The sequence below is a fragment of the Pseudomonas sp. LFM046 genome, from assembly GCF_000949385.2.
In the GTDB taxonomy this organism is placed as follows: Bacteria; Pseudomonadota; Gammaproteobacteria; order Pseudomonadales; family Pseudomonadaceae; genus Metapseudomonas.
On the sequence record NZ_JYKO02000001.1, the window covers coordinates 5,312,541 to 5,336,022 of the forward strand.

Annotated in this window: 22 protein-coding genes; 6 read left to right on the top strand and 16 right to left on the bottom strand. The window is 64.1% G+C overall.

Annotated elements, in window-relative coordinates; translation table 11 throughout:
* Positions 1 to 22 precede the first annotated feature (22 nt).
* Positions 23 to 928, top strand: a complete 906-nt coding sequence (locus TQ98_RS24455) for a hypothetical protein (RefSeq protein ID WP_044870731.1) — start codon at positions 23 to 25, stop codon at positions 926 to 928.
* 91 nt (positions 929 to 1,019) lie between these two features.
* Here TQ98_RS24455 and TQ98_RS24460 read toward each other — a convergent pair whose 3' ends face one another.
* The 5 genes from TQ98_RS24460 to msbA form a co-directional block, all read right to left on the bottom strand.
* Complete coding sequence (locus TQ98_RS24460; RefSeq protein ID WP_044870730.1) at positions 1,020 to 2,225, bottom strand: acyl-CoA dehydrogenase family protein; 1,206 nt, start codon at positions 2,223 to 2,225, stop codon at positions 1,020 to 1,022.
* Between the two features lie 10 nt (positions 2,226 to 2,235).
* Positions 2,236 to 3,516 carry an acyl-CoA dehydrogenase family protein gene (locus tag TQ98_RS24465; RefSeq protein ID WP_103103081.1) on the bottom strand — a complete coding sequence of 427 codons (1,281 nt, stop codon included), beginning with the start codon at positions 3,514 to 3,516 and terminating at the stop codon, positions 2,236 to 2,238.
* A 104-nt stretch (positions 3,517 to 3,620) separates the two neighbouring features.
* Positions 3,621 to 4,268: an acyltransferase gene (locus TQ98_RS24470; RefSeq protein WP_044870728.1), complete on the bottom strand. Its 648-nt coding sequence runs from the start codon at positions 4,266 to 4,268 to the stop codon at positions 3,621 to 3,623.
* Between the two features lie 9 nt (positions 4,269 to 4,277).
* Positions 4,278 to 5,702, bottom strand: coding sequence for a bifunctional D-glycero-beta-D-manno-heptose-7-phosphate kinase/D-glycero-beta-D-manno-heptose 1-phosphate adenylyltransferase HldE (gene hldE / locus TQ98_RS24475; RefSeq protein WP_044870727.1), 1,425 nt, complete (start codon positions 5,700 to 5,702; stop codon positions 4,278 to 4,280).
* 170 nt (positions 5,703 to 5,872) lie between these two features.
* Positions 5,873 to 7,681 carry a lipid A export permease/ATP-binding protein MsbA gene (gene msbA / locus TQ98_RS24480; RefSeq protein ID WP_044870726.1) on the bottom strand — a complete coding sequence of 603 codons (1,809 nt, stop codon included), beginning with the start codon at positions 7,679 to 7,681 and terminating at the stop codon, positions 5,873 to 5,875.
* A 4-nt stretch (positions 7,682 to 7,685) separates the two neighbouring features.
* Between msbA and TQ98_RS28210 the strand changes: the two genes are divergently transcribed.
* Genes TQ98_RS28210 through TQ98_RS24505 form a run of 5 tightly spaced genes read left to right on the top strand, consistent with a single transcriptional unit; the run spans position 7,686 to position 11,612 of the window.
* Complete coding sequence (locus TQ98_RS28210) at positions 7,686 to 8,969, top strand: O-antigen ligase family protein (protein WP_242443175.1); 1,284 nt, start codon at positions 7,686 to 7,688, stop codon at positions 8,967 to 8,969.
* Positions 8,966 to 9,652, top strand: coding sequence for a phosphotransferase (locus TQ98_RS28215; RefSeq protein ID WP_044870725.1), 687 nt, complete (start codon positions 8,966 to 8,968; stop codon positions 9,650 to 9,652). The genes TQ98_RS28210 and TQ98_RS28215 overlap by 4 nt, the downstream gene beginning before the upstream one ends.
* Positions 9,649 to 10,062, top strand: coding sequence for an FdtA/QdtA family cupin domain-containing protein (locus TQ98_RS24495; RefSeq protein ID WP_044870724.1), 414 nt, complete (start codon positions 9,649 to 9,651; stop codon positions 10,060 to 10,062). The genes TQ98_RS28215 and TQ98_RS24495 overlap by 4 nt, the downstream gene beginning before the upstream one ends.
* A complete protein-coding gene (locus TQ98_RS24500) occupies positions 10,046 to 10,531 on the top strand; it encodes an acyltransferase (RefSeq protein WP_044870723.1) in 486 nt (161 codons plus the stop codon). Before TQ98_RS24495 ends, TQ98_RS24500 begins: the two co-directional genes overlap by 17 nt.
* The gene (locus TQ98_RS24505) at positions 10,509 to 11,612 is read left to right on the top strand and encodes a DegT/DnrJ/EryC1/StrS family aminotransferase (protein ID WP_044870722.1); all 1,104 of its coding nucleotides are present in this window, start codon (positions 10,509 to 10,511) and stop codon (positions 11,610 to 11,612) included. Before TQ98_RS24500 ends, TQ98_RS24505 begins: the two co-directional genes overlap by 23 nt.
* A gap of 198 nt (positions 11,613 to 11,810) precedes the next feature.
* Here the strand turns inward: TQ98_RS24505 and TQ98_RS24510 are convergent, their stop codons facing one another.
* From TQ98_RS24510 to waaF, 11 genes are read right to left on the bottom strand one after another with little or no spacing between them, the layout of a single operon-like run.
* Entirely contained in the window at positions 11,811 to 12,695 is an 885-nt protein-coding gene (locus tag TQ98_RS24510; protein ID WP_044870721.1) for a glycosyltransferase, read from the bottom strand.
* The gene (locus TQ98_RS24515; protein WP_044870720.1) at positions 12,688 to 13,830 is read right to left on the bottom strand and encodes a glycosyltransferase; all 1,143 of its coding nucleotides are present in this window, start codon (positions 13,828 to 13,830) and stop codon (positions 12,688 to 12,690) included. Before TQ98_RS24515 ends, TQ98_RS24510 begins: the two co-directional genes overlap by 8 nt.
* On the bottom strand, positions 13,827 to 14,744 hold the full coding sequence (locus TQ98_RS24520; protein ID WP_044870719.1) for a glycosyltransferase: 918 nt from the start codon (positions 14,742 to 14,744) through the stop codon (positions 13,827 to 13,829). Before TQ98_RS24520 ends, TQ98_RS24515 begins: the two co-directional genes overlap by 4 nt.
* Positions 14,734 to 16,491 carry a carbamoyltransferase gene (locus tag TQ98_RS24525; RefSeq protein WP_044870718.1) on the bottom strand — a complete coding sequence of 586 codons (1,758 nt, stop codon included), beginning with the start codon at positions 16,489 to 16,491 and terminating at the stop codon, positions 14,734 to 14,736. Before TQ98_RS24525 ends, TQ98_RS24520 begins: the two co-directional genes overlap by 11 nt.
* Before the next feature lie 4 nt (positions 16,492 to 16,495).
* Positions 16,496 to 17,953 carry a lipopolysaccharide kinase InaA family protein gene (locus tag TQ98_RS24530; RefSeq protein WP_044870717.1) on the bottom strand — a complete coding sequence of 486 codons (1,458 nt, stop codon included), beginning with the start codon at positions 17,951 to 17,953 and terminating at the stop codon, positions 16,496 to 16,498.
* On the bottom strand, positions 17,950 to 18,705 hold the full coding sequence (locus TQ98_RS24535; protein WP_044870716.1) for a lipopolysaccharide kinase InaA family protein: 756 nt from the start codon (positions 18,703 to 18,705) through the stop codon (positions 17,950 to 17,952). Before TQ98_RS24535 ends, TQ98_RS24530 begins: the two co-directional genes overlap by 4 nt.
* Positions 18,702 to 19,439: a lipopolysaccharide kinase InaA family protein gene (locus tag TQ98_RS24540; protein WP_044870715.1), complete on the bottom strand. Its 738-nt coding sequence runs from the start codon at positions 19,437 to 19,439 to the stop codon at positions 18,702 to 18,704. The genes TQ98_RS24535 and TQ98_RS24540 overlap by 4 nt, the downstream gene beginning before the upstream one ends.
* Positions 19,436 to 20,251, bottom strand: a complete 816-nt coding sequence (gene rfaP, locus TQ98_RS24545) for a lipopolysaccharide core heptose(I) kinase RfaP (protein WP_044870714.1) — start codon at positions 20,249 to 20,251, stop codon at positions 19,436 to 19,438. The genes TQ98_RS24540 and rfaP overlap by 4 nt, the downstream gene beginning before the upstream one ends.
* A complete protein-coding gene (locus tag TQ98_RS24550; RefSeq protein ID WP_044870713.1) occupies positions 20,248 to 21,369 on the bottom strand; it encodes a glycosyltransferase family 4 protein in 1,122 nt (373 codons plus the stop codon). Before TQ98_RS24550 ends, rfaP begins: the two co-directional genes overlap by 4 nt.
* Complete coding sequence (gene waaC, locus TQ98_RS24555; protein WP_044870712.1) at positions 21,369 to 22,430, bottom strand: lipopolysaccharide heptosyltransferase I; 1,062 nt, start codon at positions 22,428 to 22,430, stop codon at positions 21,369 to 21,371. Before waaC ends, TQ98_RS24550 begins: the two co-directional genes overlap by 1 nt.
* A complete protein-coding gene (gene waaF / locus TQ98_RS24560; protein WP_044870711.1) occupies positions 22,431 to 23,474 on the bottom strand; it encodes a lipopolysaccharide heptosyltransferase II in 1,044 nt (347 codons plus the stop codon).
* Between the last annotated feature and the right edge of the window lie 8 nt (positions 23,475 to 23,482).

Genomic DNA, 23,482 nt, shown 5'->3' on the forward strand with positions numbered 1-23,482 from the left:
CCCCACGCCAGCAGGAGCCGACATGCCGCGAATCCTCGCCCGCAAGGACCCAAGCGCTTTCAAGACCCTTCCGCTGCATGTCGAAGCCAGCGCCAATGCCCTGAGCTACCAGAGCCTGGGGCGGCCGCTGAACTTCGCCCAGATGCTCCAGCGGCGCCGCCCGGTTGAGGTCAGCGACAGCCAGCGCTTCGCGGTCGAACTGGCGAACCTCGGCGTCTCGGTTCGGCTGACCCTGAACCTCCATGGGCGGGACTACTGGCTGCTGGTGCGCCAGCGCCGGCAGGACCGTGGCGATACCGTGCTCAAGCTGATTTCCGGGTACGTCCCGGCCCACGAGCTGAACCTGCCCCTGCTCACCGCCATCCAGGAAGTGGCGGAAGAGTGTCTGATCGAAACCCCCGATGGCTGGCTGGCCGGTCGCTTCGCCGACACCTGGCTACCCACGCCGTACCAGCGCCCGCTGCGTTACCGCGAGGCCAGCCACTTCCGCCTGAGCCCGCTCTCCGGCGCCGCGCGGCCGGTGCACAATGGCAAGTTGACACTGCTGGAACGGCCCGAAGCCTATGTCCACCTGCCCACCGCGTCCCTGCAGCTGGTCTACGACCTGCGCCTGGACCTGCCCCGGGACAGCCACCAGATCAGCCTCTTCCACGTGGACGAAGTGCTGCACGACGGCGAACTGGTGGCCTGTCTGGACCGCCGCCGCCCCGACATCTACCTGCTGCCGCTGCACCAGGGCCAGCCCACCGGCGAACTGCTGACCCTGCGTAACGGCGAGTTCAAGGCCGCCAGCACCCGCGGCGTCTGGCTGTCCGAAAGCTTCGCGGAACAGGATGGCTGGCTGGTGCATGACGAGCGGGTGCGCTGGCGGGACTGGCTGGCGCGAGTAGGAACGGCCCGGCCAACTGGAAAGAAGATCGCCTGCTGAAAGACGGGGTGCGTAGAGCGCCCCGGCAGGAGTGATCTCGCGCCACGTTTCTGCTCCCAGGCTTTCCTTTCCAGGCCCGCCCTCGTTTCGACTACTTCAACTCGGCGGAACTCTTGCCCAGCAATCGCCGCGCCACGATCAGCAACTGGATCTGCTGAGTCCCCTCGAAGATGTCGAGAATCTTTGAGTCCCGCGCCCATTTCTCCAGCAGCTCGTCCTCGCCATAGCCCAAGGCACCCACCAGTTCCACGCACTTCAGGGTGATCTCGTTGGCCACCCGCCCGGCCTTGGCCTTGGCGATGGAGGCCTCCTTGGAGTTGGGCAGGCGGTTGTCGGCCATCCAGGCGGCCTTCAGGGTCAGCAGCCGCGCCGCCTCCCATTCCGCCTCCAGCCGGTAGAGAGTCGCCTCCGCATGACGCACCGCCAGCAGCGGTGTGCGGTAGTCGAAGTGGCAGCCAGCCTGGCCCAGCAACTCGCGGGTACGGTCCAGGGCCGCCTTGGCCACCCCCACCGCCATCCCCGCCACCAGTGGGCGCGTGTTATCGAAGGTTTCCATGACCCCGGCGAAGCCCTTCTGCACGTCGATCTCGGCATTACCCAGCAGATTGGCGGCCGGTACCCGGCAGTCGCTGAACGTAATGGAGGCGGTATCGGAGGCCTTGATCCCGAGTTTCTTCTCCAGGCGTGTCACCGTCATGCCTGGCGTGCCCTTCTCCACCACGAAGGACTTGATGGCCGCACGACCGAGGCTGCGGTCCAGGGTGGCCCAGACCACCACCGCATCAGCGCGTTCGCCGGAGGTGACGAAGATCTTCTCGCCGTTGAGCACGTAATGATCCCCATCCCTCACCGCCGTGGTGCGGATGGCCGCCGAGTCCGAACCGCACCCCGGCTCGGTAATGGCCATGGCCGCCCAGGTGCCGCCGAAGCGCTTGAGCTGCGCCTCGTCGGCCACGGCGGCGATGGCGGCATTGCCCAGCCCCTGGCGCGGCATGGCCAAGAGCAGGCCGACATCGCCCCAGCACAGCTCCATCACCCCGAGCAGGGCGGACAGATTGCCGCCATTGCGCACGCCTTCCTCCCTGGAGGTGCCGCGTTTGCTCGCCGAACCGGCACCGACGGCCTCCGGGGAGCCGGCGTTCATGCCGTCCAGCACGGCGGCCAACAGGTCCAGTTCGCGCGGATAGGCGTGCTCGGCCTTGTCGTACTTGCGTGACAGGGGGCGGAAGTACTGGGCCGCCACCTGATGGGCCTGGCCGACCAGGCCACGGAATTTCTTGGGAATTTCCAGATTCATGCTGTCGTCCTCAAAGGTGCAGGCCGCCGGTCATCAAGGCGATAGCGCGCAGGTCGCGGTACCAGCGCTCGACGGGATGCTCCTGGGTAAAGCCATGACCGCCCAGCAATTGCACCGCATCGGTGCCGATCTTCATGGCCTTCTCGGCACAGAGCAGCCGGGCCAGGTAGGCCTCACGGCGGAACTCATCGCCTCGGTCGGCACGGGCACAGGCCCGCCAGACCATCAGGCGCATGGCGTCCAGTTCGATGGCCATGTCCGCCACCATGAAAGCCACGCCCTGGCGGTGACTGATGGGCTCGCCGAAGGCCGTGCGCTCATTGCAATAACCGATCACATAGTCGAGGGCAGCCTGACCGGTGCCCAGCGCCAGCGCGCACCAGGCCAACTGGCTGAGGTCGAGAAAGGTTTGGTAATCGAAGTCAGTAGAGCCCAGGCGGCTCTCCACCGGCACCCTTACCCCCTTCAACCGGATACGCGCGGTGCCGCAGGCCTTCAGCCCCATGGCGGGCTCCGCGTGCAGCTCAAGCCCCTTGCTGCAGGTCTCCACCATGAACAGGGCCGGGCCCTTGCCGGTTTCAGCAGCCAAGATCAGACGGCTGGTATCCATCCCGTCCAGCACCAGGCACTTCTCGCCATCCAGCACGAAATAGCTGCCCTTGCGCCGGGCGCGAGTGGCGAGCCTGTGCGGATCGAACAGCGGCGTTGGCTCGCTCACCGCAATGGCCAGACGCGGTGCGGGATGTCCGGTGACGAAGGCAGGCAGCCAGGCGGCCTGTTGCTCGGGCGATGCCCAGCGGCGAATGCAGTTGGCCGCCGAGAGCGGCACCAGCAGCGAAGCCGCGAGACTCAGATCGCCCTTGGCCAGCGCTTCGGCCATCAGGGCATTGGTGAGGAGGGTGCGCTCGCCGGCCAGGCCGCCCAAATGTTCGCCGACGCCATAGTGTGCCAACCCAAGCTCATGGGTCTGATTGAGCAATGTTGCGGGCAGCGCTGCCCGCGCGTCCGCGTCATGGGCAGCCGGGCGCAGGGTTTCCAGGGCGAAGGCTTCCAGCATCTCCACCAGCATGCGCTGCTCGTCGGACAGGGACAGGTCGAATATCTCGTCCGGGGCCGCCGGGCTCGATGCCGTGCTCCCACGCCGAGCAGCCAGACGGAAGCCGGCGCGAGTGCCGCTGTAGAGGAGTTTTTCGAAAGCCTTGCGCAACTTCAGGCGGTCAGGCCAATGGGCCTGGGCCACGCGATTCAGCAAGGCCAGGGCACGGCCCTGAAGGTTGGGGGACATCGGCATCGCACTCCACGCTGGATGGGATGCCGCGATAATGGCCAGCGCTGGCCCGGGCGCCTATGACCGGGCCGACACAGGAGCCTGGCATTGCTGCCAGTAGGGAAGGGTCAGAGCTTTGCGCGGTCCCAGCGTATGCCCTGCCTGACGACGCGCGCCGGAACGCCCGCAACCACGCAGTTGCCCTCGTCGAACGCGCGACTGACCACGGAGCAGGCACCGACCACGGACTCGGGCTGCAGGACAGTGCCCTTGAGCAGCTGTACGTCGCGGCCGATCCACACCCGGTCGCCGATCCGCACGTCGCGAGACGGGTTCAGACGCTCGCCGCTATGCATGTCGAGAATGGAATGACTGTCACCTGTGCGGATCTGGATATCGAAGGACAGCATGCATTCACGACCGATATCGATGCTGGCCGCTTCGTCCACCAACAAGTAGGCATCTTCCACCGTCGTGTCTTCACCGATACGGATGTGCTGGCCGCTGGTGTCGCGCACGTAGATCTTGCCCGCGCTGAAACGCACCCGTGGGCCGATCTCGATCAGGTTGTCCTGGCCGTCGATGCGAATTTCACAGTGGGTCAACTGGACGCCTTCGCCCACGATGAGGCGATTGTTGCGCCCGCCGAGCTTGACCGTGATCTTCTTCATCTGCCGCTGCGCACTGACGGGCAGATCCAGTGTATTGCCGGCCTTGATCCTGAAGCGGTTCTTGTAAGCCAGGTTGCGCAAGCGCAGGTAGAGCCTCTCGAACATGGGCGGGACTCAGGATCTATCCAGGATCTTGTTGACGATCGCAGTGGTGGAGCTGTTCTCCACCAGGCCGAGCACCCTTACCTCGCCACCGTAGGCGCGGACGATATCGGCGCCCACCACCTGGTCGATGCCGTAGTCGCCACCCTTGACCAGCACATCAGGCTTGACCTGGGACAGCAGGCGCTCGGGAGTGTCCTCGGCAAAGCTGACGACCCAATCCACCGCGCCAAGTCCCGCCAATACGGCCATGCGCCGCTCGACGCTATTGATCGGACGGCCCGGTCCCTTGAGGCGGCTGACCGAGGCATCGTCGTTGACGGCCAGAACCAGGCGATCACCCTGGGCGCGGGCCTGCTCCAGGTAGGTCACGTGGCCGGCGTGGAGAATGTCGAAGCAGCCGTTGGTGAAGACAATCTTCTCGCCATGGGCGCGGGCGTCCTCGATGGCCAGGAGCAGTTGCTCCAGCCCCAGCACGCCACGCTCGGAACCTTGCTCGCGCTGCACCGCTCGGCGCAGTTCAGGGGCACTGATGGCGGCGGTACCCAGCTTGCCGACCACGATGCCGGCGGCGAGGTTGGCCAGCGCCACGGCCTGGGGCAGTTCCTCGCCAGCGGACAAGGCAGCGGCCAGGGTGGAAATCACGGTATCGCCAGCGCCGGTCACGTCGAACACTTCGCGAGCACGGGCCGGCAGGTGCAACGGCGGGTGATCGGGACGCAGCAGCGTCATGCCGTGCTCGCCACGAGTCACCAGCAGGGCGCCAAGTTCCAGTTCCTGCATCAGGGCTGCGCCCTTGGCGACCAGCTCGGCCTCATCGGCACAGCGTCCGACAATGGCTTCGAATTCACTGAGGTTCGGGGTGATCAGACTGGCACCGCGGTAGATGCCAAAATCCTTGCCCTTGGGGTCGGCCAGCACCGGCACGCCGCAGCGGCGAGCAGCCTGGATCAGCGCCTGGTGGTTCTTCAGCGCGCCTTTGCCGTAGTCGGACAGCACCAGCACCTTGGCCTTGGGCAGCAGGCGCTCGACTTCCGCGGCCACAGCTTCGGCATTGGTGTCGAAGGCTTCCTCGAAGTCCATGCGCAGCAGTTGCTGGTGGCGGCTCATGACTCGCAGCTTGACGATGGTCGGCTGCTCGGCAAGTCGCTGGAAGTGCACATCGACACCCGCCGCGTTGAGACTGTCGGTGAGGCTGTCAGCTGCCTCGTCAACACCGGTGATACCCACCAGCATGGCGGGCGCCCCCAGGGCCGCGATGTTCAGCGCAACGTTGGCTGCGCCGCCGGGACGGTCCTCGATCTGCTCCACCTTGACGACGGGCACTGGCGCTTCGGGCGAAATGCGCGACGTGCCGCCATGCCAGTAGCGGTCAAGCATGACGTCACCCACCACCAGAACGGGGGCCTGATCGAATCGGGGCATGGACAGCTTCATGGAGTCTCCGGACGTCAAAAACGGCGCGGATCATAACATAGCAGCTCGACCTGCCCGAGGCCCTCGATCAGACGCGGGGCGGGGTTCCCCGCCCTACCCACAGGATTGCCCGAATTGTCGAGCCATCTTGATGGGCAACCCGCCCCGAACAGCAGGGTTGATCGAGCGGCTCAGGTTTCTACCGGCTGGGCCGCGTCCTCGAACTGGGTGGCGTGCAGGCGCGCGTAATAGCCGTTCATGGCCAGCAACTCGGAATGAGTACCACGCTCCACGATGCGCCCCTGATCCATGACCAGGATCAGGTCCGCCTTCTCGATGGTGGAGAGACGGTGGGCGATAACCAGGGTGGTACGGCCATCCATCACGCGGTCCAGCGCAGCCTGGATGTGCCGTTCGGACTCGGTATCCAGGGCCGAGGTGGCCTCGTCCAGCACTAGTACCGGCGCGTTCTTCAGCAGGGCGCGGGCGATAGCGAGACGCTGGCGCTGGCCGCCGGACAACAGCACGCCATTCTCGCCCACCTCGGTGTCGAAACCTTGCGTCAGCTTGTCGACGAACTCCTTCGCGTAGGCCGCTTCAGCCGCCTTCTCAATGTCTTCCCGAGGCGCCCCGGCCAAGTCGCCATAGGCGATGTTGTTGGCCACGGAGTCATTGAACAACGTCACTTGCTGGGTCACCAGCGCGATGTGGCGTCGGAGGTTACGCAGGCGATAATCCTCGATATCGACACCATCAAGCAGGATTTGACCCAGTTCATGGTGATAGAAGCGCGGAATCAGGTTCGCCAGGGTGGACTTGCCGCTGCCGGAGCGCCCCACCAGGGCAATCATCTGTCCCGGCTCGGCGTCGAAGCTGATGTCATGCAGCACCGGCTTGTCGGTGCCGGGATACTGGAACGTCAGGTTGCGCACCTCGAGACGCCCACTCACCCGCTCCCGCTCAAGGGTGCCATGGTCCACCTCGGGCGCCTCATCGAGTTGCTCGAAGATGCTTTCCGCACCTGCCACGCCACGCTGCACCGTGGAGCTGACTTCGGAGAGCTGACGGATCGGTTTGGGCAGCAGGCCTGCCGCCGTTATATAGGCCACTAGGTCACCGGCACTCGCATCGCCGCGCAGGAAGAGCACGAGGAACATGAGGGCAGCCATTGCCGTGTAAATGACCAGCTGCAGCATTGGGGTGTAGACAGCCGAAGTCTTGGTCATCCGCAATTGCTTGCGGGTGTTGTCGTCGCTGGCAGTCCTGAAGCGTCCGGACTCATAGGGTTCGCCACCGAAGCTGCGCACCACGCGGTAGCCCTGGATGGTCTCAGAGGCCACATGGGTTACATCGCCCATGGCCACCTGGATCTTCTTGCTCTGCTTGCGGAATTTTCTGCTCGCGCTGCTCACCATCAGGGCGATCAGCGGCAGGATGGCCAGCATCACCAAGGTCAGCTTCCAGTTCATCCACAACAGGTAACCGAACAGGAAAATCACCGTCAGGCCTTCGCGAATCACCACCTTGATGGCATCGGTGGCCGCACCGGTGACCATGGTCACGTTGAAGGTGATGCGCGAAATCAGATGCCCGGAGTTGTGGCTGTCGAAATAACGATTAGGCAGGGTCAGCAGGCTGTCAAACAGCGCCAGGCGCAGGTCATGCACCAGGCCGAGGGATACCTTGGCGAGGAAGTAATTGCCCAGATAAGAGCCCAGCCCCTGCCAAGCAGCGATCAGAATGATCAGCAGCGGCACCGCCTGCAGCAGCTTCAGGTCCTGCAAATAAGGCGTATCGGGGAACAGGACAGCATCCGGATTGCTCAGTCCATCCACGAAGTACTTGAGGATGCCCGCCAGCATCGGCTGGGTCGAGGCGAAGATGATATAGCCGACAATACTGACCAGGAACATGCCGACATAAGGTCGGACGTAGCCCAGTAGTCGGAAGTAGATCTTCAGGCTTGAGGTGCTGGAGGTAGAAAGTTGCTGCTCGGACATGCGCTTGCGCTTCGACTTGGCCGAAAAGGCGGTGAAGCTTAGCACAGCGACTGCCGCTTCCAGTAAAATGCGCGGCTTTCAGCACATGGCGCGCTTCCACGTGAACCTTATGGTACTTCCCGGGTCCACTTCGGCACGAATCTACGATTTCATCAGTCGTCGCTGGCTCCCACTGGGTTTTCTGGTCCTACTGACCGGCCTGTTCTGGGTGGCCGAACGTAGTCAGTACAGCAAAGCTTTCTACGCCTTGTTGGCCCTTCCAGCGCTCACCGCGGCCATCTTGCGCCCGGCGCTACTCCGCCAACTGCTCCGCGACCCCGTGGTCCTGTCCTTCCTGGCATTTTCAGCCTGGCTGCTGCTGAGCCTGATCTGGACAGCGAGCAGCGACAGCCCCGGGTCGCTGGCTAAGCGTCCCCTGTATGTCTTCATGCTGTTTCTTGCCTGTACCGTGATGGCCGTGGATGAGGAGCGGTTGCTACTTGGAGCGCTGAGGATCGCCGCGATGATTGCTGCTATCGCCGCCCTTGTCTGCCTTGCCCAGTTCTTCCTCCATCCACCCGTAGGCAAGCGACTGATAGGCACCGGCGGCCTGCTGAACCCGCTGCTGACATCCCACCTGTTGGGTTTCTTCTGCGCCTATTGGCTAGCGGCCTGGGTAACCCATCAGGAGCAAGTGCACTGGGTTCCGCTCCTGGCGTTCATCCCGCTCATCGCCGCGACCGTGGCAACAGGCTCTCGCACACCCCTGCTGGCACTCCTTGCCTCCGCATCCTGGCTGATCCTGCTGACAAACGGTCGCCGCACCATGATGGTCATGGTTTTGCTGGGAGTAACAGGTCTCGGCCTTGCCATGCTGCTTCCCGAGTCGCTCCTGCAGCGAGGACTTTCGCTGCGCCCACAGATATGGCAATCAGCGCTGGAGCAGGTGAGTGGATTCCTCTGGCTCGGCCACGGTTATGGCAGCGACTTCCAGTTCCAGATAGATGGTGTCAGGAATATCTGGTCCGACCCCCATAACGTAGAGATCGCGGTGCTGCTCGAACTCGGCCTTATCGGTCTTGCGTGCTGGCTGCTGATGTACGGGATGGCGTTTGCCAACTGCCTGCGTTTGAAGGAGCTACCGAGCATCAAAATTGCCTCCTGCCTGATGGTTTACGGCCTCGCGGCCGGTATGACCGAGGGCAGCAGCTTCCTGTCCAGGCCCAATGAAAGCTGGTTCCTGATCTGGATTCCATTGGCCATCGTGGTCAGCCTGTCCATCCAGCAGCGCCTGCGAGAAAAAACATGAAAGATCTTTCCGGCCAGGCACTCGCCTCCCTGCTTGAAGGTGCCACCACCATTGAAGAAGACGGGTTCGGCATCAAGGTCGCTCGCCTTGACGACGGCACCTTCCTCAAGCTCTACCGGCGCAAACGATTGCTCTCGTCCTCGTTCTGGCAGCCGCCAGCAGAGCGTTTCGCCCGCAATGCCGTGCGCTTGAACGAGTTGGGCATCCGCGCCCCGGTCATAGTGGATACCTTTAACATCCCCGAGCGCCTGCTCAACGGCGTACGCTACAGCCCCCTGCCAGGCGACACCTTGCGCAACCTCTGGAAACAGGCCTCGCCACAGGAACTCGGGCACGAAGTGGAACGATTCGGAAGATTTCTGGGCGAACTCCATAGCCTGGGGGTGTATTTCCGCTCCTTGCATTTGGGGAACGTCCTGAAACTGCCGGACGGCAGACTCGGCCTGATCGATCTGTCCGACATGCGTATTTCCAGCAATCCCTTGCCCCGATGGAAGCGCAAACGCAACGCACGTCATATGCTGCGCTATCAACTGGATGCCCACTGGCTGGCGACCCTTCACCTCGAGGACCTGCTGCGAGGCTATGCCGGCTGCGCCGGTGAGTCTGCCGCCAAAGCCTTGCGCATCGCCATCAACGCCTTACAGCCCAGCCTTCCTCAAGGGAACCCGAGTAAGCCATGAGCCTTATCAAGCTGATCGACTTCCGCACCTTTGCCGACTCCAGGGGAACCCTGGCAGTCGTCGAAGGAAATCTGGACGTGCCCTTCGATATCCGTCGCGTCTATTACCTGTACGGACTGAGCGGTGATCTCCAGCGCGGTTTCCATGCCCATCATGAGCTGGAGCAGATTGCCATCTGCCTCAACGGCAGTTGCAGCTTCCTTCTGGACGATGGCCAGAGCAAGGAAAGGCTGAGACTGGACTCCCCCCGTCAGGGCCTGCGTATCGAAAAGATGATCTGGCATGAGATGTACGACTTCTCAGCCGATTGCGTACTGATGGTCCTGGCCAGCGAGCATTACGACGAGTCCGACTACATCCGCGACTATGAACAATTCGTCGCCGAGGTGAAGCATGCCGCAGGTCCATGATCAGGCGGACGTGCAAAGTAGCACCATCGGCAAGGGCACCCGGATCTGGCAATACGCGGTGGTCCTTTCCGGCGCCCGGATTGGCCGCGATTGCAACATTTGCGCCCACACCTTCATTGAAAACGACGTTGTCATAGGCGACCGTGTCACCGTCAAGTCAGGCGTCTTTCTCTGGGATGGCATTCGCGTCGCGGATGATGTGTTCATTGGCCCAAACGCAACTTTTGCCAACGACCCCATGCCACGCTCCAAGGTCTACCCTGAACAATTTCTCGAGGTCCGACTCGAGCGCGGTGCCTCCATTGGCGCCAACGCAACGCTGCTGCCCGGCGTGACCATCGGCGAATACGCCATGGTTGGCGCTGGCGCAGTGGTTACCAAAGACGTACCCCCCCGCGCGGTGGTTGTCGGCAACCCCGCCCGCATCCTGCGCTACCTGGACGATCATGATCCCATTTCTCAACCTTAAGGACGTCAATGCCAAGCTCCGCGAAGAACTGCTGGAGGCTTGCGCCCGGGTCATCGACTCCGGCTGGTACATCGCCGGCAACGAACTGTCTGCCTTTGAAAGGGAATACGCTGCGTATTGCGGTTCTACTCACTGCATCGGCGTCGCCAACGGGCTTGATGCGCTCACACTGACCCTTCGGGCCTGGCTTGAGCTCGGTCGCCTGCAGGAAGGGGACGAGGTCATAGTCCCGGCCAACACCTATATCGCGACGCTGCTGGCCATCACCGAAAATGCCCTGACACCCGTCCTGGTGGAGCCTGACGACGATAGCTTCAACCTGTCGCCCGGCTCGGTCGCTGCAGCGCTTGGCAAACGCACCCGGGCGATCCTGCCGGTCCACCTGTACGGCCGACTGGCCGACATGCAAGGGCTGCTGGAAGTCGCCGACCAGCACAAGCTGCTGGTGCTGGAGGATGCAGCGCAAGGCCACGGTGCCAGCATCGGCGGGCGTAAGGCGGGCAACTGGGGCAATGCCGCCGGCTTCAGCTTCTATCCAGGCAAGAACCTGGGCGCGCTCGGTGATGCCGGTGCGATCACAACTTCCGACGAAGAACTGGCCGACACCCTCCGGGCGCTGCGCAACTATGGTTCCCACGTGAAGTACCGCAATCTCTACCAGGGCCTGAACAGCCGCCTGGACGAAATCCAGGCCGCCATGCTGCGGGTGAAACTGAAGCACCTGGATGAACAGACCGCACAGCGGCGGGAAATCGCACGCCGCTACCTGAACGAGATCGACAACCCCGCCGTCAGACTACCGGCCTGGGGGCAGGAGGAAGAGCACGTCTGGCACCTGTTCGTGGTGCGCAGCCAGCGGCGAGACCGCCTCCAGCAACTGCTGGACAAAGCTGGCGTGCAGACCATGATCCACTACCCGATCGCTCCTCATAAGCAGAAGGCCTATACGGAGTTCAACCATATCGAGTTGCCGATTACCGAGCGCATCCATGAGGAGGTCCTGAGCCTGCCCATGGATCCGGGTATGACCCAAGAACAGGTGAGCCGTGTCATCGAAACGGTGAACCAGGCTAATCCCTGATCGGACCAGGCCAAAAGGAAGCTCCTCAAAACACGGTGGAGCAAGGGCCTCAGGCGCTACCTGTTCAAGGCCGTGCAACAGGGATGCGCCCTGCATTACCGGCTGCTGTCGGCAATCACCGCGTCTCTGCCAATGGTTCGGTGGTGGACTTTCGTAGGCGGCAGGCCGGCAACAGCGCCGGGACCGCTGCCCACTTGATCAGGCGCGCGGCTTGCGGGCAGGGAGAAGGAAGCGGCCGATGGCTCTTAGCGTCTTGCCGTTCCAGCAGCGCCAAGGCAGCCGGGAGAACAGCTCACGAGCCAGCGGCTTGTCATCACGAGCGCACTTCATGAGCATGGAATTGATGAAGCGCGCGCAAACTTCCTCGTACGCCGGATGATCGTGGAAGATCGCGTAGGTCTTCATCACGTTGTCGATCATGAAACGCAGGTTTTTGTACGTGTTGTGCTCGTGAGTGCGGTACTGCGCCAGCACGTCCCCCAGGATGTCAATCACATAGCCGGCGCGTGTGATCTTCAGCTTCATCAGCAGATCCTCAAGCCGGATCTCCGGATCGTATCCACCCACAGTCTCGAATGCCTCGCGCCGGAACAGCATGGTCGGCGCGGGCGCCCCCGGCTCACGCCCCAGGAAGATATCGTCGAACCCCAGACGGCGCGCCGGTCTCAGCTTCTGCTTGGGACGCACACGCCCGGCTTCGTCGATGGTCTCCACATTACCGGCGCAGATCCCCACCTCCGGCTTGTCCCGCATGTGAGCCACCTGGATGGCCAAGCGCTCTGGCAGCATGATGTCGTCCGAACCGAACGGCGCAATCAGAGTGCCCTTCGCGCGGGCGATGGTTTCGTTCAGGGTGCGTGAAAGCCCCTTGTTTTGCTGGGCGACGAAATCGAAACCGTGGATTTCCTGCAGCCTGCGGATGCGCGCAACGCTGTCATCCCTGGAGCCGTCATCCACCACCAGCAATTCCACGTTGGGGTAGGTCTGGGCCAGGACGCTTCCGATGCAAGCTTCGATGTAATCCGCGTGGTTGTAGGAGGAGATGATCACGCTGACCAGCGGCAGATCCTTCGAATCACTCATTGCGGGGGCCTTCCAGCAGTTCCACCAGCAACTCGCGATACTGGCGGCGAAAATCGTCGATTGAGTGCGCCTTGCACAGATACTGGTACGCGCGCTCGCCTTCCGCCGCGCGCTCGGCGACGGACAGTGCCAGCACCTCGCGCAGGTGTCCGGCCAACACCTCGTGCCGACCGGACGGGAAGATGCGGCCACCGCAGTCCTCAAGGATCGGCTTGAGACTGGGGATATCCGAGCCGATCACGGGCAGGTGGCCGCTCATTCCTTCCAGCAGGGCCAGGGGCAAGCCTTCGCTTAGGGAGGGCATGACAAAGGCGTCGAAGGCGCGCACGTACTGCAATGCATCGTCCTTGGCGCCCAGCAACAGGGCTCGGCCCTGAAGCCCCAGTTCTGCGATGGCGGCCTCCAGGTCGGGACGAGCCCGGCCTTCGCCGATAATGGCCAGCAGCGTGTTTGGCTGCTCGTCCTTGACCTCGGCAAATGCCCGCAGCAGGTGGATATGCCCCTTGACCGGCACCAGGCGGCCAATGGCACCAAAGACAAAGGCATCTGCCGGCAGCCCGAGCATTTCCCGAGCTTTCTCGCGGGAATGCTGGAGGCCTTCGGCGCGGGCGATGTCGATGGCGTTGTTGATCTGCCGGGTATTGGCGGGCGTGAAGCCCGCACTGGCGCCCACCAGATAGTCACGCACTGCGCGGGATACCCCGACCAGGCGCCAGGCCGGCGTCACCAACTGGCGAGCTACCCAGCAGCGGAAGCCCCGGTCGTACTCGCCAAAACCATGGGCCACACCGATGCAGGCGCGAATTCCCAGCCAACGATTGAGCAGCATCAGCATGTTCACGGGCTTGAACCGGTGAGTGATGACCGCGTCGTAGCCTTCGTCTCGGCAATGCCGATAGAGAGCCCAGAGGGCACGAAGCCGCAGGCCACTGACCGCGGACTTGCTGTAGCCGAAGTAGATGGAGCGCTCGGCTTTGCTCACCGGCTCGCCGGGGCCGGGACGACCCCGCAGGAACGCCGTGGTGACCTCATATTGATCAGTCGGCAAGGCCTGAATGATCTGCTCGGCCAGATCGGAGGCGTTGACGTTGTAGTAGTTCTGCAATTGCAGAACCTTGATACGGCGCTGGCTCATACCGGGTTCTTCTGGGGTTTCAGCCACAGGCGGAGGGCCTTGCGGCTGTATGACAGTTTGAATAGCACCCGCCAATCCGTGCGCAACGCCTCGCGGTAGTAGTCACGGGCGCTGTCCTGATCGCCGGCCAGCAGGCAGGTGCGGAACAGCGACAGGCAGCGCTGCGCTCGATAGGCAGGCTTGAGCGACTGCAGGGCGGCCGGCAGCTTGAGGAAGACCTCGTCCACCAGGGCGAGCCCCACCTTGCGTGCGGCGTCGGCGTTGTGGCGCAGGCTGCCAGGGTGCTTGTAGATGCGCGCGAGCATCAGGTCGAGGACCTCCACCTGGCGTTCGGTCAGGCAGTAGGCGAAGACCGGGATGTCCTCGCTGTGGCGCAAGTGTTCGGGATAGGGACGCTCCAGCAGCAACTCGCGAAGGAAGACACAGGCGCCGTGGCTGAGGGCGATTTTCTTGTCCAGCAGATAACCCTTCAGGCGCGCGAATGCGTCTTCCGGGACCCTGCTCGCGGGATGTTCGCGCTCACGGCCATCGGCCTCGACGGCCACATGGCCGGCCAGCCAGAGGCCGACATCCTGCTGCTGGTGCAGGCGCTTACAGAGACCGGGCAGCACGCCGGGCGCCAGTTCGTCGTCTGCGTCCAGGAGCAGCACGTAGTGCCCCTGGGCCAGTTGGACGCCGTTGTTGCGCGCGGCGGAGGGGCCGGCGTTGGTCTGGCGCACGCCCTGAAAGGCGGCGCCATAGCGCTGGCTCAGGGCGGCGAAAACTGCCGGCGTGTCGTCGGTGGAGCCGTCGTCCACAACCCAGAGTTCGACCTCCGGCGTGGCCTGGGACAGCACCGACTCCACGGCACGCGGGAGCACGCCCGCGTAGTTGTAGGTGGGAATGATGACGCTAAGCAGCGGCTTAGCCGACATTGTCATACCAGTCCTTGCCATCCTTGACGACCAGAACGTCTTCCATGATCAGGTACTGCAGGTCCGAGCCGTAGAACATGTTCAGCGCATCGGTGGGCGAGCAGATCATTGGCTCGCCACGGCGGTTGAGCGAGGTGTTCAGAGACACGCCGTTGCCGGTGAGGACTTCCAGCTCCTTCATCAGGTCGTACCAACGCGGATTGTGGCGGCGCTCCAGCACCTGGGCGCGGGAGGTACCGTCCTCGTGCACCACCTCGGCCACGCGGGTCTTCCACTCTTCGTTGACTTCGAAGGTGAAGGTCATGAAGGGGCTCGGGTGATCCACCTTGAGCATCTGCGGCGCCACGGTGTCCAGCATCGACGGGCAGAAGGGGCGCCAGCGCTCGCGGAACTTGATCTGCTCGTTGATGCGGTCGGCCACGCCGACAGCGCTCGGACAGCCGATGATGGAGCGACCACCGAGGGCACGCGGGCCGAACTCCATGCGCCCCTGGAACCAGGCCACCGGGTTGCCGTCGACCATGATCTTGGCAATGCGTTGCGGGGTGTTTTCGATGCGCTTGAACACCGGCTTCTTCGGGTGTTTGGCGCAAGCGGCGATGACCTCTTCATTGGAGAAGGACGGGCCGAGGTAGACGTGCTCCATCTTCTCAACCGGCACGCCACGCTTGACCGACACATAGGCAGCGGCGCCCACGGAGGTGCCGGCGTCGCCGGAAGCCGGCTGGACGAACAGCTCCTTCACGTCCGGACGGGCGATGATCTTCTGGTTCAGCTTGACGTTCAGCGCGCAACCACCGGCAAAGGCGATCTTGCCGGTCTCGCGGATGATGTCGCCCAGGTAGTAATCCATCATTTCCAGCGCCAGTTTCTCGAACAGGGCTTGCATGCTGGCGGCGTAATGGATGTAGGGATCGTCGGCGATATCGCCCTGGCGCTTCGGGCCCAGCCACTCGATCAGCTTGGGCGAGAAGTAGTAGCCCTTGCCGTTTTCCTTGTAGCGGCGGAAGCCAATGACGTTGGCGTAGTCGGTGTTGATGATCAGCTCGCCATTCTCGAACTTCGCCAGACGCGAGAAATCGTACTTGGCGGCGTCGCCGTAGGGCGCCATGCCCATGACCTTGAACTCGCCGTCGAGCATCTCGAAGCCGAGGTACTCGGTGATCGCACCATAGAGGCCGCCCAGGGAATCCGGATCGTAGAATTCCTTGATCTTGTGGATCTTGCCGTTCTCGCCCCAGCCGAAGAAGGTGGTGGCGTACTCGCCCTTGCCGTCGATGCCGAGGATCGCGGTCTTCTCCTTGAAGCCCGAGCAGTGGTAGGCACTGGAGGCGTGGGCCAGGTGGTGCTCCACCGGCTCGATCTTCACTTTCTTGGCGTCGAAACCGAGTTGCTCCAGGCACCAGACGATCTTCTTGCGATAGCGCTTGTAGCGGCGGTTGCCCATGAGGAGGGCATCCAGAGCGCGATCCGGGGCGTACCAGTAGCGCTTGGCGTACTGCCAGCGGGCCTTGCCAAACAGGCTGATGGGGGCGAAGGGAATGGCTACCACGTCCACATCGGACGGTTTGATGCCAGCCTGCTCCAGGCAGAACTTGGCCGACTCGTAGGGCATGCGATTCTTCGCGTGCTTGTCGCGCACGAAGCGCTCTTCTTCCGCGGCCGCGATCAGCTTGCCGTCGATGTAAAGCGCGGCGGAGGGATCATGGCTGAGGGCGCCGGAAAGGCCGAGAATCGTCAATGCCACGGGGTTAGCCTCTTTCAGAGCAGGTGCCCGGCACCTGCGGTAAACGTTGATCCAGGAGCTGGTACAGCGCCGACTCGGCCGGCCAGTTCCTCAGGAAGCGTGCACGATCGCGGGCATAGGCCCGCGCGAAACTGCGTTGGCTGTGATGCTGGCAAACGGCGTCGAGGTCGATCAGGGTCCAGCGGCCGTCCTGCCAGAACAGGTTGTAGCCCTTGAAGTCGCCATGGCTGATACGCTCGCGGATCAGCGCGGCAAACAATTGATCAAGGGCCTGCAGCTCGGCTTCGGGTGGAACTCCAGCCCCGTCCGGGTCGTCCAGATAGGGTTGAAAACGGGCGATTATATCTTGCCCGGAAAGATATTCGGTAATCAGGTACGCACGTCCGCGCAGCCAGAGGAAGCGTCGTTCCAGAACGGCAAGGGGGTGGGGTGTGGCGATACCGAGGAACTCCAGGCGATTGCCTTCGCGCCAGCTGTGCCAGGCTCGGCTGGGACGCCAGAAGCGACTCAGCCAGTGCACCAGGCCCTTGATGTTGTAGCGCTTGATCAGCAGCCGCCGACCTTCATGAACAACCTCGGCCACCGTGGCAGTGGCGCCTTGCTTCAGGTAACGCCCCTGCTCCAGCGCGGTATCCGGCGCGTCCAGTAGCTTCTCCAGCCCCGCCTCGGCCTCACGGCGCACCGCCCGCAAGCCGAATGCGCCACGAACCACGCTGAACAGGGTGCAATCGCGCGCGATTTTCTTCATGTAGTCGCCAAGGCGCCACTTCCGCACCCGGGCGATCTCCTTTTCCAGGGCTTCCAGCGGCAGGGCATGCTCGCCATTCACCAACAGGTACTGCACCAGCAGCTCTTCAAGGAAAGGGGCGAGCTCCGCCGGCAGCTGGGCGAAGAATACCGCCAGGTTGGCCAGGGCCTTGTCCCGCGGCAGCGGCGAGCCGGGGCATTCCGCGCGGATGCCACCACCGTCGATGACGTTCAGCGTGGCGCGATGGCGCAGCAGGTTGTCCAGGTGCAAGTCGTCCTGGACCAGGCCAGCCAGATGCAGGCGAGCAATCGCCGCCAGGGCTTCGCCCAGCACAGTCTGCTGGGCGTCAGACAAGGGGGCTTCGCGCTCCACCTGGCGCCAGGCGTCCCAGAGACTTTCGGCGCCATCCAGGTACTCGAACAGCAGCCAACCGCCCTGCCCTGCCAACTGGCCTTGGGCCAGGAGCGTCGGGGAATCGATGCCCTGTTCGTGAAGCGCACGGGCGCCGGCCAGCTCCCGCTGGAAATGGCGCTCGGCCTTGCCGCCCACCAGAACCTTGGCCAGCACCTTGCGGCCCTGCCAGAGCGCCACGCCCACGTAGCGCTGACCGGGCAGCACCCGCAGCAGGCTCTGCAGCTCCAGGCCGCCGGCGATGTCCAGGGCAATGGGCAGCTGCGGGGTCCGCCCCGCGCGAGCCAGTTCCGCCAGGGTCATTGACTGCGCTCCTTGTTGCGTCGACGGCTGGCGAGACGCGCCAGCCAGCCATTCACCTCGCCCGAGTCGGCGGGAAGCTCCAGGTAGCAGGCCAGTAGCTCGCGAACTTCGGCGTCGCCCCAGGCGTCGGCACGACGGACCAGGGTTTCCAGGTCCTTGACCCGGTCGCGGCAGCCCAACAGCAAGGGCCGCGTCTTTTCCAGGTCGATCAGGCAGGTGTCGAAACCAGCCTGGGTCTCCCGCAGGAAGACATGCTTGGGATAGAAGCAGCCATGCACCTGACCGGCGCCGTGCAACCGGCGAGCCAAGCCGGCGACCGCTGCGATGACGGCCGAACGCTGCTCGACGAGCATGCTGGACCAGAGCTCCAGCCAGGCGGCCAGCTCACGCCAGCCATCCAGGGCACGGGATACCAGAATGGCGCGGCGCTCGTCGGCGATCTCACGGGTACCGAAGAAGGCCGCCTGCAAGGCAGGCACTCCCAATTCCTGGTAGCGCCGGATATTGCGAAATTCGCGGGCGAAGGTGGGCTCGCCGAAAGGGCGCCGCAGGCTGCGGCTGAGGAAATTGCTCTGCCGCTTGAGGTAGTAGGCAGCATCCCCCAGGTCCAGGCGGAACACGCTGCTCCACCCGCCCCGGCCGGTATTGGGCTCATCCACAGCGTCCAGGCGCAGGTCCCAGAGCGAGTCGAAACTGTCCAGTCCGTGGCGGGCGAGGATCTCGCGATCCGCCATCGCGATGAAGTCACTCATTCGCGTCCCTCGAAAAACTTGAGGATCCGCCGCACCTGGCTCTTGTCACTGGCGCTCAGGCGCGGGCGTTCCTGATATTGCAGGTAGAACCGCAGGCGCTGGCTGCGGCTGAGGTGGTACTTGGCGACCTTGTCCAGGCAAGCCAGGTCCTTGATGACCCGATAGCGGAGGAAGGGGCCCCACCAGAAGGTGCCGGTGGGGCAGTCGATCAGAAACAGCCCGCCTGCCTCGTCTACCAGCAGGTTGCGCCACTTCAGGTCGTTGTGGGCAAAGCTGTGCTGGTGCAACTGCCGGGTAGCCTTCGCCAGCTGCCGGCTGACGTGATCGACCCAGCGGGGATCAGCCAGGCGCGGATCGCCCTGCCTGGCCATTTCCGCCAGGTCGACCGTGCCCTCGAGTTCTCGGGTGATCAGCGCGCCACGGTGGAAAGCGCCGGCCCGGCGTTCCTGCCCCCAGCCCACCACGGGCGCAGTGGGAATGCCCCACTTGGTGAAGTGTTTGAGGTTCTGCCACTCGGCCTTGACTCGCGGCCGGCCGAGCCAGCGTCGCAGGCCCTTGCCCGCCGCCCAGTAACGCTTGACGTAGTAGCGCACCCCGCGGTGTTCCACGCGCAGCACTTCGGAGAGCGGATCGCCGGTGATCCAGTCACCTTCCAGGGCGAAGACCTTGTCGAGATCGCCGAACAGCGCGGCGACATCCGCTTCCAGCCCCTCGGCCAGTTTCCATTGGCTCAAACCTCTCCTCCCCCGGCGTACTTGCGCTCGTAGCGCGAGAGCAGGCGCGCGGCCTTCTGCTCAAGCCACGCCAACAGGCGCGCCTCGTCCCGCAGCACCTGGCGGAGCGGCTTACGGAAATAGGCCTTGAGGAAACGCAGCTTGTCGCGTCGAGTCAGACCGATGTTCAGCGCGGAGAAGTAGAGCCCGGCCAGGTCCTTGTCGCGCCAGCGCCTTGGGGTGTGCTGGCGAGTCTGCGCCCGATGCAGGTCGATCAGCGACAGCTTGAAGTCATCGGCCGTCACCGGCCGCGCGGTGTGCAGCAGGAAGTGGCAGATGTAGCAGTCACGGTGGTTGACGCCGGCCCGGTGCATGTTGCCGGTCATTTGCGCCACCTCCTCGATCAGCGCCCACTTCAGGCGCGTCGGCGGCGGATTGCGCGGCCAGTCGACACAGAAGTCCTCGAGGCTGACGGTAGGCGCCAGCTCTTCGGTGACGATAAAGGAATGCTGACGCGCCGGGTTGCTGCCACGCTCGCCGAAAGCCACGGCGGTCATGGTGGGCACGCCCACCTGGTGCAGGCGCTGGATGGCCGTCCACTCCTGGCCGGCGCCCAGCACCGGCGCCTTGGCGGTCACCAGATTCTTGGCGATCTCACCCCAGCCGATGCCGCGGTGGATCTTCACGAAATAACCTCGCCCATCCACTTCGGTGCGCAGGGTGCGGCGCCCCTCCAGCTCGCGATAGACCTGCCCCTCCAATGCTTCCACCTCAGTGAAGGCATCGCGCCCGGACCAAAGGCGTTCGAACGGTTCTTTCAGCACCAGTTTCATGGGCGCTCCGCGAGGATCACGTCCGCCGCGTGCTGCGGCATGCTGTAGAGGTCAGCGCTGTCGGCAAAGGTCAGGCCATTGCTGCTCCAGCGCGCGCGGGCTGTCGGGTCGGCGAGCATCTCGGCGAGCATCTGATTCAGCGCATCCTGCTCGAAGGGGCTGGGCAGCACGCGACCGCTGTCGGCCTCAGCGATGTAGTGGGCGTAGCCGCAGACGTCGGTGACCAGCACCGGCAGGCCCGCCACCAGTGCTTCCAGGAGCACGGTGCCGGTGTTCTCGTTATAGGCCGGGTGGATCAGCAGGTCGGCGCCCAGCAGGAAGCGCGGGATATCGCTGCGCCCCTTGAGAATGTCCACCTGGTCGGAGATGCCCAGGGCCTTCATCTGCAGCAGGAAGGGCTTGGGATCGTCCTGGCCGATGACGATCAGTCGGGTACGCTTCTTCAGCTCCCGGGGCAGCGCGGCCACGGCCTTGAGGCTGCGGTCCAGGCCCTTGGTCTTGAAGCCGGAGCCGATCTGCACCAGCAGCAGCTCGTCATCAGCCAGCTTGAACTCGCGACGGAAGTCGGCGCGGATCTCGGCGGCGTTGGCCGGGGCGCGGCGATCGGCGGCGATACCCGGCGGCAGCAAGTGAAAGCGCGCGGCCGGGGTGGCGTAGTGCTTGACGAAGAGCGGCTGCTGCACCTCGGAGATCATCAGCACCGAGGTTGCAGACTCGGGGGCGAACACCGCGCGCTCGTAGTCGGAGAAATGCTTGTAGCGGCCCCAGCGGCGATAGAGGCCGTTGCGCAGGGTCTGCGCCTTGTCTTCGAAGCAGGGATCGGCGGCGTAGTAAACGTCCAGCCCCGGCATCTTGTTGAAGCCGATCACCCGGTCCACCGGGCGACGCGCCAGGTCAGCTTCGACCCAGGCGGTGAATTTCTCGTTGCGCTTGTGGTTGAACAGCGCCTTGACCGGCGCGATCAGCACTTCAAAACCTTCCGGGATGTCGCCTTCCCAGATCATGGTGTAGACGCGAATGGCGTGCCCTCGGCGCTGGCACTCCAAAGCGATTCGCATGAAATCGCGCTGCAGCCCGCCGAAGGGAAAGTACTTGTAGAGCACGAATGCCAGTTGCATCAGTGGATGTCCTCGGTCAGCAGCAGGGCTTCCAGCTGGGTCGCCACACGCTGCGGATTCAGCCGGGTGAAACATAGCGGCTGTTCGCGCTCCAGATCGAACAGGCGGCGATCCTCCGCCGTCGGCTTGTAGGCGCAGGACTTCTTCAGGCAGGGCGCGCAGGAAAAGTCGCTGCCCAGGTGGATCTGCGCTCGCCCATAAGCACCGGTGAAGCCAGGGTTCGTCGGGCCGTAGAGGGACAACGTGGGCACGTCCAGCGCGGCGGCCAGATGGCCGAGGCCGGTATCCACCGCCACGCAGGCACGGGCGCCAGCCACCACCTTGGCCATGCCTGCCAGGGATAACTTGGGGAGCACCGCGGCATTTTCCAAGCCTTCGGCGATGCGCTCGGCCCTGGCCTTCTCCGCCGGATTGCCCCAGGGCAGGCGGACATGCCAGCCGTGGTCGCAGGCTCGCTCAGCGAGCTCGCGCCAATATTTTTCCGGCCAGTGCTTGGTGTCCCAGGTGGTGCCGTGGAGGAACAGCAGGTAGGGCGCACCACCCTGGCTGTCGGCCAGCTGGGCGCGGTTCAGCCCGTAATTGCCCACGCCCTCGGGTACGCGGTAGTCCAGGGCCTGGGCGAACAACTGGCGCACCCGCTCAACGGCGTGCTGCCCCCAGGCCACCGGGTAGCGGCGGTCATAAAAGCGGCTGGCCAGCGGTTCCCGGGCGGAATCGCGGTCGAGACCGGCCACGGGCGCCTTGGCGTAGCGAGTCAGCAGGGCGCTCTTCACCAGGCCCTGGGCGTCGATCACCAGGTCGTAGCGGTTTTCCTTGAGGCGACGCTTGAAGCGGCGCCATTCGCCGCTCTTCAGGGTCTGCCAGAGGTTCTTGCGCCAGCGGCGGATGGCCACCGGAATGACCTGGGTCACCGCCGGATGCCAAGCGGGAATCTCGGCGAAGCCTTCCTCGACCACCCAGTCAAACTGGATACCGGGGATGGCTCGCGCGGCATCGGTCAGGGCCGGCAGGGTGTGAATGACATCGCCGAGGGAAGAAGTCTTGATCAGCAGTACCCGCACTCAGCGAATCTCCACCAGTTCGAGCGGGTCCGGCACCAGGCGGTCCAGGGCTTCGATCACCGGACGCGGTTTGAGCTCGCGCAGGCAGTTGTAATGGCCGAAGCGGCAGGTGCGTTCGAAGCAGGGGCTGCACTCCAGGCCGAGACGCACGATCTCCACCTGCTCCGCCAGCGGCGGAGTGAACTGCGGCGAGGTGGAGCCGTAGACCGCCACCAGCGGGCGCGCCAGAGCGGCAGCCACGTGCATCAGCCCGGAGTCATTGGAGACCACGGCGCTGGCGCAGGACAGCAGGTCGATGGCTTCCGCCAGGCTGGTCTCGCCGGCCAGGTTCACCGCCTCTTCCCGCAGGCCGGGAATCAGGCGCATGCGGATGTCTTCACCGCCGGGATGGTCGTTCTTCGAGCCGAACAACCAGACCTGCCAGCCGGCACGGATCTTCAGCTCGGCCACCTTGGCGTAGTGTTCGGCAGGCCAGCGCTTGGCTTCACCGAACTCGGCGCCCGGGCAAAGGGCCAACACCGGGCGATCCAACCCCAGGCCGAACTTGGCCAGGGCGGCGTCGCGACTGGCCGGATCGATCCGCAGCGACGGGCGCGGGTAAGGCTTGGGCAACTCGGCATTGGGCTCGAAGGCGAGCGCCATAAAGCGCTCGATCATCAGCGGGTAGCGCTCTTTGTCGAGGGTGCGGATGTCGTTCAGCAGGCCGTAGCGCATCTCGCCCTTCCAGCCCGTGCGCCGAGGAATGTCCGCGAACCAGGGTACCAGCGCCGACTTCAGGGAGTTGGGCAGGAGGATCGCCTGGTCGTACCGGCCCACCAGGGACTTGCCGATCTTGCGCCGGGTGGCGATGTCCAGCACGCCGTGGCCGATGGGGAAGCTCAGGGCCTGGCGCACTTCCGGCATGCGCTCGAGGATGGGCCGGCTCCATTCGGGCGCCAGCACGTCGATCTCGCAGTCGGGATGGCGGGCCTTCAGGCACTGGAAGAGTGTCTGGGCCATCACCATGTCGCCGACCCAGGAGGGTCCTACGATCAGAATCTTCATAAGGGCAG

What these genes read in the sequence shown, in the direction of transcription:
- TQ98_RS24455 (WP_044870731.1), top strand. Translation starts at nt 23, where the DNA reads ATGCCGCGAATCCTCGCCCGCAAGGACCCAAGCGCTTTCAAGACCCTT.
- TQ98_RS24460 (WP_044870730.1), bottom strand. Translation starts at nt 2,225, where the DNA reads ATGAATCTGGAAATTCCCAAGAAATTCCGTGGCCTGGTCGGCCAGGCC.
- TQ98_RS24465 (WP_103103081.1), bottom strand. Translation starts at nt 3,516, where the DNA reads ATGCCGATGTCCCCCAACCTTCAGGGCCGTGCCCTGGCCTTGCTGAAT.
- TQ98_RS24470 (WP_044870728.1), bottom strand. Translation starts at nt 4,268, where the DNA reads ATGTTCGAGAGGCTCTACCTGCGCTTGCGCAACCTGGCTTACAAGAAC.
- hldE (WP_044870727.1), bottom strand. Translation starts at nt 5,702, where the DNA reads ATGAAGCTGTCCATGCCCCGATTCGATCAGGCCCCCGTTCTGGTGGTG.
- msbA (WP_044870726.1), bottom strand. Translation starts at nt 7,681, where the DNA reads ATGTCCGAGCAGCAACTTTCTACCTCCAGCACCTCAAGCCTGAAGATC.
- TQ98_RS28215 (WP_044870725.1), top strand. Translation starts at nt 8,966, where the DNA reads ATGAAAGATCTTTCCGGCCAGGCACTCGCCTCCCTGCTTGAAGGTGCC.
- TQ98_RS24495 (WP_044870724.1), top strand. Translation starts at nt 9,649, where the DNA reads ATGAGCCTTATCAAGCTGATCGACTTCCGCACCTTTGCCGACTCCAGG.
- TQ98_RS24500 (WP_044870723.1), top strand. Translation starts at nt 10,046, where the DNA reads ATGCCGCAGGTCCATGATCAGGCGGACGTGCAAAGTAGCACCATCGGC.
- TQ98_RS24505 (WP_044870722.1), top strand. Translation starts at nt 10,509, where the DNA reads ATGATCCCATTTCTCAACCTTAAGGACGTCAATGCCAAGCTCCGCGAA.
- TQ98_RS24510 (WP_044870721.1), bottom strand. Translation starts at nt 12,695, where the DNA reads ATGAGTGATTCGAAGGATCTGCCGCTGGTCAGCGTGATCATCTCCTCC.
- TQ98_RS24515 (WP_044870720.1), bottom strand. Translation starts at nt 13,830, where the DNA reads ATGAGCCAGCGCCGTATCAAGGTTCTGCAATTGCAGAACTACTACAAC.
- TQ98_RS24520 (WP_044870719.1), bottom strand. Translation starts at nt 14,744, where the DNA reads ATGTCGGCTAAGCCGCTGCTTAGCGTCATCATTCCCACCTACAACTAC.
- TQ98_RS24530 (WP_044870717.1), bottom strand. Translation starts at nt 17,953, where the DNA reads ATGACCCTGGCGGAACTGGCTCGCGCGGGGCGGACCCCGCAGCTGCCC.
- TQ98_RS24535 (WP_044870716.1), bottom strand. Translation starts at nt 18,705, where the DNA reads ATGAGTGACTTCATCGCGATGGCGGATCGCGAGATCCTCGCCCGCCAC.
- rfaP (WP_044870714.1), bottom strand. Translation starts at nt 20,251, where the DNA reads ATGAAACTGGTGCTGAAAGAACCGTTCGAACGCCTTTGGTCCGGGCGC.
- TQ98_RS24550 (WP_044870713.1), bottom strand. Translation starts at nt 21,369, where the DNA reads ATGCAACTGGCATTCGTGCTCTACAAGTACTTTCCCTTCGGCGGGCTG.
- waaF (WP_044870711.1), bottom strand. Translation starts at nt 23,474, where the DNA reads ATGAAGATTCTGATCGTAGGACCCTCCTGGGTCGGCGACATGGTGATG.